Annotated in this window: 14 protein-coding genes; 6 read left to right on the top strand and 8 right to left on the bottom strand. The window is 41.9% G+C overall.

The features are described from left to right. Positions 1 to 40 precede the first annotated feature (40 nt). A complete protein-coding gene (locus tag BUC07_RS03120) occupies positions 41 to 1,273 on the top strand; it encodes a nucleoside recognition domain-containing protein (protein ID WP_073165380.1) in 1,233 nt (410 codons plus the stop codon). Between the two features lie 79 nt (positions 1,274 to 1,352). Here the strand turns inward: BUC07_RS03120 and BUC07_RS03115 are convergent, their stop codons facing one another. Genes BUC07_RS03115 through kdsA form a run of 4 tightly spaced genes read right to left on the bottom strand, consistent with a single transcriptional unit; the run spans position 1,353 to position 3,204 of the window. Continuing rightward, the gene (locus BUC07_RS03115; RefSeq protein WP_073165377.1) at positions 1,353 to 1,766 is read right to left on the bottom strand and encodes a Dabb family protein; all 414 of its coding nucleotides are present in this window, start codon (positions 1,764 to 1,766) and stop codon (positions 1,353 to 1,355) included. Positions 1,767 to 1,772: 6 nt separating this feature from the next. Then, positions 1,773 to 2,174 (bottom strand): putative toxin-antitoxin system toxin component, PIN family, encoded by a 402-nt coding sequence (locus tag BUC07_RS03110; protein ID WP_073165374.1) that lies wholly within the window; start codon positions 2,172 to 2,174, stop codon positions 1,773 to 1,775. Beyond that, the gene (locus tag BUC07_RS03105; RefSeq protein WP_073165371.1) at positions 2,171 to 2,383 is read right to left on the bottom strand and encodes a hypothetical protein; all 213 of its coding nucleotides are present in this window, start codon (positions 2,381 to 2,383) and stop codon (positions 2,171 to 2,173) included. Before BUC07_RS03105 ends, BUC07_RS03110 begins: the two co-directional genes overlap by 4 nt. 2 nt (positions 2,384 to 2,385) lie before the next feature. Beyond that, on the bottom strand, positions 2,386 to 3,204 hold the full coding sequence (gene kdsA, locus BUC07_RS03100; RefSeq protein WP_073165368.1) for a 3-deoxy-8-phosphooctulonate synthase: 819 nt from the start codon (positions 3,202 to 3,204) through the stop codon (positions 2,386 to 2,388). Between the two features lie 125 nt (positions 3,205 to 3,329). Here kdsA and BUC07_RS03095 point away from each other — a divergent pair, with 125 nt between their 5' ends. Beyond that, positions 3,330 to 5,120, top strand: coding sequence for a histidine kinase N-terminal 7TM domain-containing protein (locus BUC07_RS03095; RefSeq protein WP_083578068.1), 1,791 nt, complete (start codon positions 3,330 to 3,332; stop codon positions 5,118 to 5,120). Positions 5,121 to 5,125: 5 nt separating this feature from the next. Here BUC07_RS03095 and BUC07_RS03090 read toward each other — a convergent pair whose 3' ends face one another. After that, positions 5,126 to 6,349, bottom strand: coding sequence for a transaldolase family protein (locus BUC07_RS03090; RefSeq protein WP_073165362.1), 1,224 nt, complete (start codon positions 6,347 to 6,349; stop codon positions 5,126 to 5,128). A 173-nt stretch (positions 6,350 to 6,522) separates the two neighbouring features. Between BUC07_RS03090 and BUC07_RS03085 the strand changes: the two genes are divergently transcribed. From BUC07_RS03085 to BUC07_RS03075, 3 genes are all read left to right on the top strand, one after another. Continuing rightward, positions 6,523 to 7,599, top strand: a complete 1,077-nt coding sequence (locus BUC07_RS03085) for a family 20 glycosylhydrolase (RefSeq protein WP_073165359.1) — start codon at positions 6,523 to 6,525, stop codon at positions 7,597 to 7,599. 71 nt (positions 7,600 to 7,670) lie between these two features. After that, the gene (locus tag BUC07_RS03080; protein WP_217652633.1) at positions 7,671 to 8,489 is read left to right on the top strand and encodes a ThuA domain-containing protein; all 819 of its coding nucleotides are present in this window, start codon (positions 7,671 to 7,673) and stop codon (positions 8,487 to 8,489) included. A gap of 141 nt (positions 8,490 to 8,630) precedes the next feature. After that, a complete protein-coding gene (locus BUC07_RS03075; protein WP_073165355.1) occupies positions 8,631 to 9,410 on the top strand; it encodes an alpha/beta fold hydrolase in 780 nt (259 codons plus the stop codon). A gap of 22 nt (positions 9,411 to 9,432) precedes the next feature. On the opposite strand, the gene BUC07_RS03070 is transcribed toward BUC07_RS03075, so the two are convergent. Continuing rightward, the gene (locus BUC07_RS03070) at positions 9,433 to 10,563 is read right to left on the bottom strand and encodes an App1 family protein (RefSeq protein WP_073165352.1); all 1,131 of its coding nucleotides are present in this window, start codon (positions 10,561 to 10,563) and stop codon (positions 9,433 to 9,435) included. 107 nt (positions 10,564 to 10,670) lie between these two features. Between BUC07_RS03070 and BUC07_RS03065 the strand changes: the two genes are divergently transcribed. After that, positions 10,671 to 11,567, top strand: coding sequence for a diacylglycerol/lipid kinase family protein (locus tag BUC07_RS03065; RefSeq protein WP_073165349.1), 897 nt, complete (start codon positions 10,671 to 10,673; stop codon positions 11,565 to 11,567). A 2-nt stretch (positions 11,568 to 11,569) separates the two neighbouring features. Here BUC07_RS03065 and BUC07_RS03060 read toward each other — a convergent pair whose 3' ends face one another. Then, positions 11,570 to 12,130: a nitroreductase family protein gene (locus BUC07_RS03060; protein WP_073165560.1), complete on the bottom strand. Its 561-nt coding sequence runs from the start codon at positions 12,128 to 12,130 to the stop codon at positions 11,570 to 11,572. 116 nt (positions 12,131 to 12,246) lie between these two features. Beyond that, the gene (locus BUC07_RS03055; protein WP_073165346.1) at positions 12,247 to 13,572 is read right to left on the bottom strand and encodes a citrate (Si)-synthase; all 1,326 of its coding nucleotides are present in this window, start codon (positions 13,570 to 13,572) and stop codon (positions 12,247 to 12,249) included. Between the last annotated feature and the right edge of the window lie 16 nt (positions 13,573 to 13,588).

Raw genomic sequence — 13,588 nt, 5'->3', positions numbered from 1 at the left:
ATTCAACTTTTTACATTTGTCTGGAATTATACCTTGAATTATGGCTTTAAACTATATCTGGATATTTTTCTTTTTGGCCGCGTTTGTAATCGGGCTCATCCGCCTCCTGTTTTTTGGCGATTTGGAAGTGTTTCCCAATATGGTAAATTCCACTTTCGACATGGCCAAAACCGGTTTCGAAATTTCGCTTGGCCTCACCGGGGTGCTCACACTCTGGATGGGGATTATGCGGATTGGCGAAAAGGGCGGAATCGTGAATGTGTTTTCCCGGCTCATCGGGCCGTTTTTTAACAAGCTTTTTCCAGAGCTTGGGAAATCGCACCCTGCGTACGGTTCCATTATGATGAACATTGCGGCCAACATGCTCAACCTCGACAATGCCGCAACGCCCACCGGTTTGCAGGCCATGAAAGAAATGCAGCAAACCAACCCCGATAAAAAAACTGCTTCCAATGCGCAAATTATGTTTCTCGTGCTGAATACTTCGGGGTTAACGTTGCTGCCCATCAGTATTATGGTTTATCGCGCTCAGATGGGGGCTGTAAATCCGTCCGATATATTTATTCCCATTTTGCTGGCCACCTATTTTTCAACCCTGGCCGGTTTAATTGCCGTTTCATTCTATCAGAAAATTAACCTGCTCGATAAAGTGGTGCTTTCCTATTTAGGCGGATTAACAGCCGTTATCCTTGGGATAATCTGGTACTTTTCAACATTGGATCAGGAAGCCGTTACCCAGGTTTCAAGACAGGCGAGTAATTTTATTTTGTTTTCGGTGATTATTGCCTTTATACTGATGGCGTTAATCCGAAAAGTGAATGTATATGAGGCTTTTATCGACGGGGCCAAAGATGGCTTTAAAACGGCCGTGAAAATTATTCCCTACCTCGTGGCCATTTTGGTTGCCATCGGGGTTTTCCGGGCTTCCGGGGCAATGGAATGGCTCATTTCTGGTTTTACCTGGGTTTTTGAGCTGGTGGGCATCAATACCGATTTTACACCGGCTTTGCCAACTGCACTGATGAAACCACTCAGCGGCAGCGGCGCCCGTGGAATGATGGTGGATGCCATGAACACGCATGGTGCCGATTCGTTTATCGGGCGTGTGGCAAGTACAGTGCAGGGAGCCACCGATACCACATTTTACATTCTGGCGGTGTACTTTGGGGCGGTGGGAATTAAAAATACCCGCTACGCAGTGGTTTGTGGTTTAATCGCCGATTTTACCGGAATTATTGCCGCGATTTTAATGGCGTATCTGTTTTTTCATTGACCGGGAATTTGAGTTTTCTAACTCGAAATGTCGGAATTGTTTTACAGGGATTCCTTCGGGAAAAGTCCGTCTTCCCTGGTTAAGCATCCACCGAATCGTAAACCACTACTTTTCCCCACAGATGTTCGTTCTCTTCAATAAATTTCAGGTGCAGCGGATGTTTCTGATAAATGTTTTGATCTTTCAAACTGTCGAACATTACCATGTAGGAATAGGTGTAGGAGTTTTCAACTACTCCGCGCTCTTCAGTTTCAGCCGGAACTCCAATGTGACTCACTTTTATGGTATCCACTTTTATTAAATCTTCCAGTGCTTTTTCAAACTGTTTTCTGTGCGCTTTATTACCCGGCTCTTTTAGCCAGAAAAATACATGGTGAATTAATGCGCCTTTGAGTTGTACTTCGCCGGCTGAGGCTTTTTTTGTAAAAGACAGGAAACCGGCCGCAACTGTTCCGGCCGCAAGTTTTTTCAGGAATGTTCGTCTGTTTTTCATCGTATTTTATATTTGCTCAATAAATTCTTTTGGTGAAATAATTTGAGTGCCCCGGAAAGGATTCAATTCAAGTAAATCTTTATCACCGGTAATAATAAGATCAGCTTTTGCAGATACAGCCAATTCCAGAAACATGTTGTCTTTTGGATCGCGGCAGGCATTTATAACTTCTTCAACTTTAACGAAAGTAGCCCTGTTCTCAAACGATTCCATAAATTTCTTGCGTCGATAGCGACTAATATACTTGTCAAATTTTGGAAGCATTAATGCTTTGACAAGTTCACCATAAATTTTGTCTGAACATAAAATATCGTGATATTTTTCGGCTTTCGTCAAAGCTATATCTGTAATACTTCCTTCAATTAGTATCGAACTGATTAATACATTTGTATCGAGGACAATCTTCACTTGTTTTCGTTAAGGATTTCATCCAGGATTTCCTGTGTCAAGCCGTTATCTTTCGCTTCACGTTGCATTTCTCTGACAGTTTGCATGAATTTGGATTCTTTTGTTACAAACTCTTCAACTTTTTTTAATAATTGTTTACGTTCAACAGCATCCATTCTGGAAAATTTTTCTGCAACTTTATCTTTTACCTTTAATTCTATTGTTTTCATTGCTAAAGCTTTTGTGCAAATTTATACAATTCAGACAGATTCTCCAACAGCGGTTCCAGCTGGTCAAGCTTCAGCATATTTGCGCCGTCCGACTTTGCTTCTGCCGGATTGGGATGTGTTTCAATAAAAATACCGTCGGCACCCACTGCAATTCCGGCGCGGGCTATGGTTTCAATCAGTTCGGGCTGGCCGCCTGTTACACCGCTAACCTGGTTGGGTTGCTGCAGCGAGTGGGTGATGTCGAGTACAACCGGAACTTCCATTTTTTGCATTTCGGGAATTCCGCGGTAATCCACCACCAAATCCTGGTAACCAAAAGTGGTTCCCCGTTCGGTAAGAATCACATTATCGTTTCCACTTTCTTTTACTTTGTTTACAGCAAACTGCATGGCCGCGGCAGACAGAAACTGGCCTTTTTTAATATTTACCACTTTTCCTGTTTGGGCAGCTGTTACCAGGATGTCGGTCTGGCGGCAAAGAAAGGCCGGAATTTGCAGCACGTCAACATATTCAGCTGCCATTGGTGCTTCTGCGGCTGAATGAATATCAGTAACAGTTGGAATAGCAAACGTTTCATTTATCTTTCGCAGAATTTTCAGCGCTTTTTCATCGCCAATTCCGGTAAAAGAATCGAGCCGTGAGCGGTTGGCTTTTCGGTACGAGCCTTTAAAAATAAAAGGAATTTTAAGCCGGTTGGAAATTTCTACAATTTGTTCAGCAATTTCCATCGCCATTTTTTCGCCTTCAATTGCGCACGGGCCGGCCATCAGAAAAAAATTATTCTGATCAGTGTATTTTAATTTTTCTATTGTGGGAAGCATTTTAATTATTTTAATCTCTGAGCAAATGTAGGAAGTAGTTGGTCAAATGGCAATATCATCTGCAAAAATAAAGGTAATCATTTTAAAAAATTAATTAATTTTGGGTCACGAATCCCTAAGGATTTATGATGATAAACAGCTTTTTATATTATTTCAGCAGAGAAAATTTTATTGAATTGATTGCAGCACTTGTTGCAGTTGCTACAATTTTTGTCCTTTGGAAATACCGCAAGTCACCCGATGTTAAATATTTAATTTTTGTTGAGTTGTTTGCTGCGGTTTGGGCTACAGGTAACGGGATTGAATACACTATTTATACACTTCAGTCAAAAATTATCTGGACACAATTTTCCTATGTGGGAATAGTATTCTTGCCGGTTAGTTATTATTTATTTACAGCGGCTTTCAGTCAGAAAGTAAATGTACTTACTCCCCGAAATATTTCACTCCTCCTGGTTGTTCCATTTATTACGCTGATGCTGGTTTTTACCAATCACTTACACCATTTGGTTTGGATAAGTATTGAGTATGACCCGGAAATTAATATGGTGTACTATTACCACGGAGTTTGGTTCTGGTTTTTCTGGGTTTACTCGATCCTGTTAATTTTGATGGGGGTTTTCAATCTTGTGCAATCCATCTATAAATTTACCGCCTATTACAAATCGCAGGTAAGTACTTTGCTTGTTGCAACTGTTATTCCTCTCACCGGTAATTTGATGTATATTACAGGTCTGAATCCAGTACCTGGTTTTGACTGGACACCTGTTCTGTTTGTTTTTACTGGGTTGATCATTACATTCGGTATTGTTAAGTATCGAATATTCGACCTTGTGCCTTTTGCCCGCAACAAGCTCATTGAAACCATGGATGATGGCGTTTTGGTTGTGAATTCAGAAGGTTTTGTTGAAGATTGCAATTCAGCGGTTCATTCGATTTTTCAACTCCGGCAAAAATCAATCATACGCGAATCTTTTACCAAAGTGTTTTCAGATTATAAAAATTTTGTCACTGTAATTGAAAATGAAGGTACCGGACCAAAGGATTTGGAAGTTTATTTTGATGGCACCGACAAATATTACCAGGTTCGCGTGTCTCCTGTTTTTAACCGGGACCACAAAATTTCGGGCCATTTCATTCAGGTTCACGACATCACATCTATGAAACTGGGGGAAGTTGAATTGAAAGAAACCAACCAAAAACTCAGGGCAGAAATTGAAAAGCGAGGAAAACTCATTGAGGATCTCGATGCTTTTTCGCATACCGTTGCACATGATCTTAAGAATTCACTCGGCTCCATTTTTTCTTCTACCGAAATTTTAGTTGACAGCATTGAAGGAAACGACCCTGAACAACTGAAAGAGATTATTGGGTTGGTAAGAAGTTCGGCTGAAAAAGCAATGCACATTACGCAGGAGTTGTTAATTCTGGCCACCGTAAGCCACACCGAAATTGAGATGAAACCACTGAACATGAAATCGATTTTCAGGGAGGCTCAAAAGCGGTTGCATCAAGATATAACGGCGAGCGGTTCAAAAATTAAACAACCCGAAAACTGGCCTCAGGCAATGGGTCATGCCCCATGGATTGAAGAGGTTTGGACCAATTACCTTAGCAATGCCATAAAATATGGTGGCACTCCTCCTGAAATCGAGGTGGGGGCCGATTTTCCGGAGAATAACCACGTGAGATTCTGGATTAAAGACAATGGAAAAGGACTGACAAAAGAGGAGCAATCGAAACTTTTCCGGAAATATGCACGGCTCGATCCGGGGAAAGCTGAAGGCTACGGATTAGGGCTTTCCATTGTAAAAAGAATTGTAGGCAAGCTGGGAGGCAAATTTGGTGTTGAAAGCAACGGAAAAACCGGGCAGGGCGCACTTTTTTATTTTATTCTTCCGCGGGTAACCGACTGATTTTTTTACTGCCTGATTATTCTTTCAATGCGGGCATCGAGTTGTGCCTGGTCGTTGGCAAAACTGGCCAGCCCGGCCAAATTCAGTAAGGTGTCGATTGCCAGTTCACCGCTTTCAATGCGTTCGGCCCAGCGCCCATGGTTCGGAATTTTGCCGTCAGCTGAAATGTAATTCAAATCTTTTTCGCTCAGGTAAGGAAACATGTCGCCGCATCCTGCTGCATGAACACGGTCAATAAGTTCATTCCCGTTGGCCGGACAGTTGTCATCCATGCTTTTTGCCAGTTCAAGTTCGTGTTCGGTCACTTCCCAAAGTTTACCGGGGAAATATTTCCCTGCTTTTTTGTTGAGTCCAACCGGATAAACTTCGTGTAACTTCGGTTTGAAATCTCCTGTGAGCTTTTCTTTTCCTTCGGCAGCTACTTTTATTGGCATGGTAAAAACATCACATCCGGCAAGAGCCTCCAGTTGTTCATAGCTTCGTAAACTGGCTGCTATTAATTTTGAAGGTTCTTTATGATTTTCCGAAATTTTGGTGACCCATTTCTGCGTTTCCAGCACGGTGCGTTCGCCGGCACCGGTTCCGTCACCAAGGTGGTTGTCTTTTATGTAGGCACCAATTCTTCCCAAAAAAACATTTTGATAATTGGGTTTTGTAATGGCTGTTACCATCACATTTTGCCGTGCCGAAAACTCGAGTGTGAAATTAATTTTTACACCCATTTCGCGTAGTTTGCGGGCAGCCAGCAAGCCTGCAGCGGTGTAAGGTACTTTTATGATGAACTGTTCAGGGCAAATTTCAAAATATCTTTTCGCATACTCAGTGGTTGCTTCTATATTATGCGCGGTGTCGGTATGAAGTTCAACACTCACAAAACCACCGAACTTTTTGGCTAGCCGCAAACCATGCCGGGCATTCAAAATAAAAGCAATTTCAATAATTTGTTCCCTGGGCGGCAACGAACTTACAATCTCTTTCGCGTCGGAAATAAATTCATCGTAAATACCTTTTTGAATTTCTTTGTTAACCAGCGTGTTGTTGGTAGTGAGTGCGGTCATTTCGGCTGTCCAGTTTTTTTCGGCTTCCACCATGTCGCCGGTGTCGAGCCACAATTCAGTGCCTGTATTTATAAGGTTTTCCCAGAACTTATCGGGATTAGCTTCAACTGGTTTTTCATGAACTCCTTCGGTTATAAAACTGCGGATTTCTTCTTTTAGCGATTTTTCCATGATTGTTTTATTTAATCCTAAAAATTACGGAAAATTTGAGTGCAATAAAAAAATAGGCTTAAAAACTTTCCAACATTTTGGAAATAATGTGGGGGGAGTGTAGCTATAAATGATAATTTATGCGGGAATTCATTTTTTATTAAATTCACGCTATAAACTATAATCAATAAAAAATGAAACAAGTTACGCTGTTACTTGCTGTTTTAACCCTTTCTTTTTTCCATTTAAATGCCAATCCGCCTTATCCGGTAAAAGGGCTTTGTATTGCTGCGCCGCCACCTGGTTTGGTAGATGACTTTGTTGAATTTATTGACAATGAATTGGCTGATACTGAGTTGAATCTGCTCATTTTACGGGTTGATTGGGAATACGATTACCAGTCGCACCCCGAACTGGTGGGGAACAATCCGCTGAAAAAAGAGGATGTGAAAAAACTGGTTGAAGTTTGTAACGCCAATAATATCAGGCTGATTCCGCAAATTAATTTGCTGGGTCATCAGTCGTGGCATGGTACACCGGGTAAGTTGCTCGAAGTGTATCCCGAATTTGATGAAACACCCGAAGTTGAACTTCCGGATGATTATGAATGGCCCAACGACGATGGTTTGTATTGCAAAAGTTACTGCCCGTTGCATCCCGAAGTGCATGAGGTGGTTTTTGCGTTGGTAGATGAAATTACTAAAGTCTTTGAAACCGATGCATTTCATGCCGGAATGGATGAGGTGTTTTACATCGGGCACGAGCAATGCCCGCGTTGTTATGGGCGCGACAAAGCTGAACTTTTTGCCGGCGAAGTATCAAAAATAAGAAATCATTTAAATGAATCGGGAAAAGAGCTCTGGATTTGGGGCGACCGGCTGATTGACGGAAAAGCAACAGGAATTGGATTTTGGGAAGGAAGTTTTAACAACACCCACCGTGCAATCGATATGATTCCGAAAGATGTAGTAATATGCGACTGGCACTACGAACGTCCTGACCCGACAGCTGTTTTGTTTGCTGCAAAAGGGTTACAGGTGTTGACCTGCCCGTGGCGAAATGCAGAAAATGCTGTGGAACAGGAAAAAATGATGCGCTTGTTTATTGATGGAGCTACCGAAGAAATGAAACCTATGTATCGGGGGATGTTACAAACGGTTTGGGGACCAGCCGGTACTTTTATGGAAAGTTACCGTGGAACAACGAGCGATGAACGGCACGACAATTCAGCCGACTGTTTTAAAGCACTGGTGGATGCCTGGAAAAATTAAAAGGATTTTGTTTTTTAGCCGAAACAATTGCTATTTTTACTGCTCGGAAAAATCAATTAAACCAAAATAAAATGATTTCAAAAATTAAAACTGCTCGTATTACCGGATTTGCATTTCTGCTATTGTTTATTTTAAATACACTTGCTTCAGCTGAAAATCCTCCCGCAGCACCGGATGAATTGCCCTCCCTGGAAGGGAAAAAAGTGTTGATGGTTTGGGGCGGATGGGATGGCCATTACCCTAAAGAATTGACTGAAAAAGTACACAACTGGCTGAAAACGCAGGGGGCAATTGTTACAGTTTCTGAATCGCTCGACGTTTATACCAATAAAGAGGTTATGGAAGAAACCGACCTGGTTTTTCAGTCGTGGACCATGGGCCAGATTTCGCAGGAACAGGAAAAAGGCCTGCTTGAAGCTGTGAAAAACGGAGTTGGCCTGGCAGGAACTCATGGCGGACTGGGCGATTCGTTCAGGAACAATACCGAATACCAGTTTATGGTTGGCGGCCAGTGGGTAGCCCACCCCGGTGGTGTTATTGATTATACCGTGGAAATTACCGACAAAAACGACCCGCTCACAAAAGGAGTCAGCAATTTTGAGATCAATTCAGAACAATATTACATGCATGTAGATCCGAATGTAAAAGTGCTTGCCACAACTACATTCAACGGCGATCATGCGGAATGGATTGACGGAGCTGTCGTTCCAGTGGTATGGAAAAAAACCTATGGCAAAGGCCGTGTATTTTATATTTCGGTGGGGCATACACCTGCCGATTTTGATATCCCCCAGGCCTGGGAGATTTTGCAAAGAGGAATTAAATGGGCCAGCGGTAGCAAATATTTACCCAAAGAGGAGTGGATGAGTCCGGTTTATCCGGGTAAATAATTTTTTTATAGTAGTGTCCAGTCCAATCACAATTCATCGTTGACACGACAGTAGAATATTTTGAATGGATCAGGATTAATGATTTTTCGGAATACATTTTGTGTTGTTAACCGAGGCTAAAAAAAGCATATATTTGACGCGATGTTGTATCACAAAATATTCAGACATAAAACATCAAAAACCTGGGTGGTTTTTGTACACGGAGCAGGAGGGAGCAATGTGGTTTGGTTCAGGCAGTTGCGCGACTTCAAAAAACAATTTAATGTTTTACTGGTCGATTTGCGGGGGCACGGAAAATCGAAAAAACAATACTCTAAGGAAGAGATATACAAATTTGATGAAATAGCAGCAGATGTAATCTACACCATGGACCACCTGAACATCGAAAAGGCACATTTTGTAGGAATATCGCTGGGATGCATTGTAATTCGTGCTATGGATAAACTGGCACCGGGAAGAGCGGAGTCAATAATTCTGGGAGGTGCAGTTGTTCAGTTTAATAAAAAGATAAATGGATTGGTTAGCGTGGCCAAATTGTTGAATTCCATTCTGCCATACATGTGGTTGTACAGGCTGAATGCCTGGATTTTAATTCCTTCGCGCAAACATACCGCGTCGCGAAACCTGTTTATTAGTGAAGCTGTGAGGCTGGGAGACAGGGAGTTTAAAAAGTGGCTGCGCATGTCGGGCGAGATCAGGGATAATCTCAAAGAATTTTTGGTCAAAGAAGCATCGGCCCCTGTTTTATATTTAATGGGAGAGCGCGATCACATGTTTCTGCCCATGGTTTCCAACCTCGTGAAAAAACACCTGAATTCGAAGCTGGAGGTAATCCGAAATAGCGGGCATGTTTGTAACCTCGATCAGCCCGAGGTTTTTAACGAACGCTCCATTCAATTTATTAAAAAAGTATCGGGCTAACATTTATTTAATTTCTTTCAACTCAATCTGAGGCGTTTTGTTTTGACAATCCTGCTTCAGTCTCACTAAAATATTTTGAACTGATGTAACCGCGGCGCAATGCAATAAGTGCAGCTTCGTGACTGTTTTTTACTTCGAAATAACCGGTTTGTACTTCGGTCAGTTTGGCTGTATGCTCTTCATTTTTATTCAGAAAACTCCGTGAACGAATTTTCCGGATGAAGATGGTTTCTATACGTCCTGGAAATTCAAGCGCCAGGCGCGAGTAAATTTCCGGATCGCGTTGTCCGCTGTCGCCAATTAAAATAAATGCGCGGTTGGGATAAAACTGCAGCAGGTGCCTGATTTTATCAAATTTGTGCTGATGGTTTCCGCCTCCCGATTTCCAAAATTTCAGAATGCTGTGCTCCAGTCTTTTCAATAAAAAAACACCACGGGGCAACTGATTGTAGCTGAAAAAATCATCGAGCAAATCATAAAGGTTCCATTCACTGCTTGAAACATAGAAAAACGGATGGGAAACAGCAGTGTCTGTCCCTTTTGCCAGCGCTTTGTAAAAAAAAGAAATCCCTGGAAAAGGAGCACGGGTGAGGGCATTTTTAAACAGCATGAGCCTGAGTTTTTTGAGGGTTTGGGTTGAATGCGAAACCATTACCGTGTCATCAACATCGGATACAATAATGTGCTCATTTCCTTGCGGAATAAATCGGATATAACCGGTTGCAGTAGTTTTGGGCTGGTTCTCAACAATTTCATCTACAAGTTCAAATTGCACAGAAAGCCAGTCGCCAACAGTTTGTTCTTCGTTATTATCTATTTTAAAGCTGAAAAGAAAAAATCCCTGTTCATCGGTTTCGGCAAATTGGGTTTGCTCCCGGAAGGTGGCTTTTACATTCACCCCGGCAATTTCGTCACCCGAAAATCTTTTAATGGTGGCCAGCATATTTTGCCAGAATTTTAATTTGTCATGGGGTTTTGTGAGGCCTTTGTCCTCAATCACCATTCCCTGGATGATAATTTCTTTTTCATTTCCGTATCCCTTGAAAGGCATTATTTTAGGAATATCTAACCATCCGGCTTTTTGTTTAAAATAGACTTTCAGCCGTTTTATTGGTTTGTAGGCTCCTTTTATTATGGGTTTAAGGTATTTCATCCCTAATTTTATTTGTTTTTTTTATAATATTACAACTTTATGGAATAAGAGCAACAGACATCAGAACCTGGGTGTCTCTGCTTTTAATCACGTTTAAATTAGTAAAATTGAATAATCATACAAATTTAAAAATACTGTTTGTTGTTAACCCAATGTCTGGAAATGCCCTGACAGACGATTACCGGTCGATTATTTCAGAAACTGCTGAAAAATTTAATTTTCAGTGGAAGGTTTTTGAAACCACGGGCGAAGACGATCCCAATAAAATCAGGTCGCAAATTAACGATTTTGAACCTCAAAAAGTGATTGCCGCAGGAGGCGACGGCACAGTTAACATGGTTGCTGTTGAACTTTTGGGAACCGATATCGAACTGGGAATTATTCCATCAGGTTCAGCAAATGGACTGGCTTATAACCTCGGGATCCCTGAAAAATTCCGGCGGGCTCTGAATTTCAACCTGGAGAATCCGGCAAATCCAATGGATGTTATTAAAATTAACGACCGGTTCTATTGTCTGCACCTGAGCGATGTGGGAATTAACGCCCGCATTGTTAAGCGGTTTGAGAAAGAAGGTTCAAAAGGACTTATAGGATACGGCAAGCAATTGTTTAAAGAACTGATGGAAGGGAAAACCTATTTCCCTTTTTATATTGAAATTCCCGGGCAGCGGCGCAAAAAAATGAAAACTGAAATGCTGGTAATTGCCAATGCACAAAGTTTTGGTACGGGGGCAATAATTAATTCAACCGGGAAAATTGATGACGGCAAATTTGAAATCGTAATTATCAGGCCCTATCCGTGGTGGTTTGTTTTTACCTTCATTTTTGCGGCTTTTACAGGCAGTTTACACCACATGAAATATGTTAAAGTATATTCCACCGACAAAGCAACTATTAGTTTGCCAGCCTCCCACGAGTGTCAGGTTGATGGGGAAATTATTCCTGAAACAACTTCCCTGAAGATTGAAATTATGCACCACGCAATAAAAGTTTGTGGTGTGTAATTTTAATGCCTGCCGAGGTCAATAACAAATTCCTTTTTTTCTTTTCTTTCCCTGGGTTCCAACTCCCGTTTTTTCAGGTCGTCGGGCAATTGATTTGCATCCCCCTCGGCGCCAACAGCAATGCACGTCACTGGCTCAAAGTTTTCAGTGTCGAGATTCAAATAAGCTGTTGCCTTTTCTTTGTCGAAACCACCCATCTGATGAATTTGCAGTCCCATTTCTGCGGCCTGCACTCCCATTAATGCGCTGGCAGCTCCCATGTCGTGAAGTGCCTTGCCGTTTGGGAGGTTGTTAAATTCATGTTTTCTTCTCATTACTGTAATGATGAGTACCTGTGCATGTTGTGCCCATCCAGGATTAATTCCCGTTAAAATATCGAGAACCTGCTGAAATGTTTCCTTGTCTTCACGTCTCACATAGTAATAATGCCAGGGTTGCCCGTTTCTTGATGAGGGGGCCCAGCGGGCCGCTTCAAAAAGTAAATCAAGCATTTCGTCGGTAACCTTTTGGCGTGAGAATGCACGCGGACTCCAGCGGTTTTTTATGGCTTTGTTTAATTGCATCTTTAATTGTCTTTTGTTTAATTGTTTGAACAGTTTGGTGGACAAAATGTTTTTCGGATTTTGTGGAATATCAATAAAAAAGCCGGCTTTGAGCCGGCTTCTCTATAGAAAATATGTTAACATTTCTTGTTGCTCTTTTTCCCTTCCACTTTATCGCGGAACCATTCCAACGGATGCGAAGTTGGCCTTTCAATGGGCATTCCGTAAACACGGTCGTTTACAAACGATGCTAAAACCCCAAGGGCTCTGGAAACACCAAACAGTACGGTGTAGAAGGTGTATTCTTCTATTCCGTAGTGGTAGAGCAGGGAGCCGCTGAATGCATCGACATTTGGCCATGGATTTTTAATTTTACCAACATTCGACAAAATAGGAGGAACAATTTTATAGAGTTGATTTACAATGTCAATCATTGCGTCATCCTTAATGTATTTTTCTGCAAAATCTTGTTGTGCTGTAAATCTTGGGTCAGTTTTACGGAGCACTGCATGACCGTAGCCCGGAATAACGCGGCCTTCTTCCAGTGTCTTTTTACAATAGGTTGCCACCTGTTCGTCAGTAGGCTTGTCGGTATCCAAATCTTCAATCATCTGAGAAATCCAGTGAATCACATCCTGGTTTGCAAAACCGTGGAGTGGCCCTGCAAGGCCTGTCATTGCTGCCGAATATGCGTAATATGGATTACTCAGTGCCGAACCTACAAGGTGTGCGGTGTGTGCCGATACATTTCCTCCTTCGTGGTCGGCATGAATAACCATGTAAAGACGGAACAGTCTGCGAATATCTTCTGAATCAAATCCCATCATGTGAGCCAGGTTTCCGGCCCAGTCTAAACGTGGATTAGGTTCAATCTGTTCGTTGTTGTAAAAATTACGGCGATAAATATAGGCCGCCACCCGGGGCAGGCGTGCAATCAGGTTCATTACATCTTCGTAGGTCGAATCCCAGTAGTATTTTTTATTTACCCCGGCCCTGTAAGCTTTTTGAAAGATTGACTCGGTGGCCATGGCCAGAATTGCAGCGCTGAACTGTGTCATCGGCCTCGAATTCATTGGCATTGCATCGATAACATCGAAAACATGTTGCGGTACGTGAGCACGAGTTGCAAAATCTTTCGAAAGATTCATTACGTCTTCATGCGTTGGTATTTCGCCAATCAGCATCAGGTAGAAAAGCCCTTCAGGAAGCGGTTCTCCTGTTGATGATATTTTGGGAAGTTTTTCCCGCAGTTCAGGAATTGAATAACCTTTGAAACGAATTCCTTCATTCGGATCGAGCTTCGAAGTATCGGTAACCAGTAAAGGAATTCCTTTCATTCCTGTGAGAACCTGTCCTAATGTAACTTCAGCAATCACTTTATCGGCATGTTCATTTTTAATACGTTGAAACTCTTTCGAGCACTTGCTTGCTTTTTGAAAAAAACGGTACTTAATATATTCCATATTCTTTTGTTTTTTG

It is taken from the genome of Tangfeifania diversioriginum (assembly GCF_900141875.1).
Classification (GTDB): Bacteria; Bacteroidota; Bacteroidia; order Bacteroidales; family Prolixibacteraceae; genus Tangfeifania; species Tangfeifania diversioriginum.
This window is presented reverse-complemented; position numbering and strand designations above follow the sequence as displayed.

Coding starts and splice junctions, on each gene's coding strand:
- BUC07_RS03075 (WP_073165355.1), top strand. CDS start 8,631: ATGTTGTATCACAAAATATTCAGACATAAAACATCAAAAACCTGGGTG.
- BUC07_RS03095 (WP_083578068.1), top strand. CDS start 3,330: ATGATGATAAACAGCTTTTTATATTATTTCAGCAGAGAAAATTTTATT.
- BUC07_RS03060 (WP_073165560.1), bottom strand. CDS start 12,130: ATGCAATTAAACAAAGCCATAAAAAACCGCTGGAGTCCGCGTGCATTC.
- BUC07_RS03105 (WP_073165371.1), bottom strand. CDS start 2,383: ATGAAAACAATAGAATTAAAGGTAAAAGATAAAGTTGCAGAAAAATTT.
- BUC07_RS03080 (WP_217652633.1), top strand. CDS start 7,671: ATGATTTCAAAAATTAAAACTGCTCGTATTACCGGATTTGCATTTCTG.
- BUC07_RS03090 (WP_073165362.1), bottom strand. CDS start 6,349: ATGGAAAAATCGCTAAAAGAAGAAATCCGCAGTTTTATAACCGAAGGA.
- BUC07_RS03115 (WP_073165377.1), bottom strand. CDS start 1,766: ATGAAAAACAGACGAACATTCCTGAAAAAACTTGCGGCCGGAACAGTT.
- kdsA (WP_073165368.1), bottom strand. CDS start 3,204: ATGCTTCCCACAATAGAAAAATTAAAATACACTGATCAGAATAATTTT.
- BUC07_RS03055 (WP_073165346.1), bottom strand. CDS start 13,572: ATGGAATATATTAAGTACCGTTTTTTTCAAAAAGCAAGCAAGTGCTCG.
- BUC07_RS03085 (WP_073165359.1), top strand. CDS start 6,523: ATGAAACAAGTTACGCTGTTACTTGCTGTTTTAACCCTTTCTTTTTTC.
- BUC07_RS03070 (WP_073165352.1), bottom strand. CDS start 10,563: ATGAAATACCTTAAACCCATAATAAAAGGAGCCTACAAACCAATAAAA.
- BUC07_RS03120 (WP_073165380.1), top strand. CDS start 41: ATGGCTTTAAACTATATCTGGATATTTTTCTTTTTGGCCGCGTTTGTA.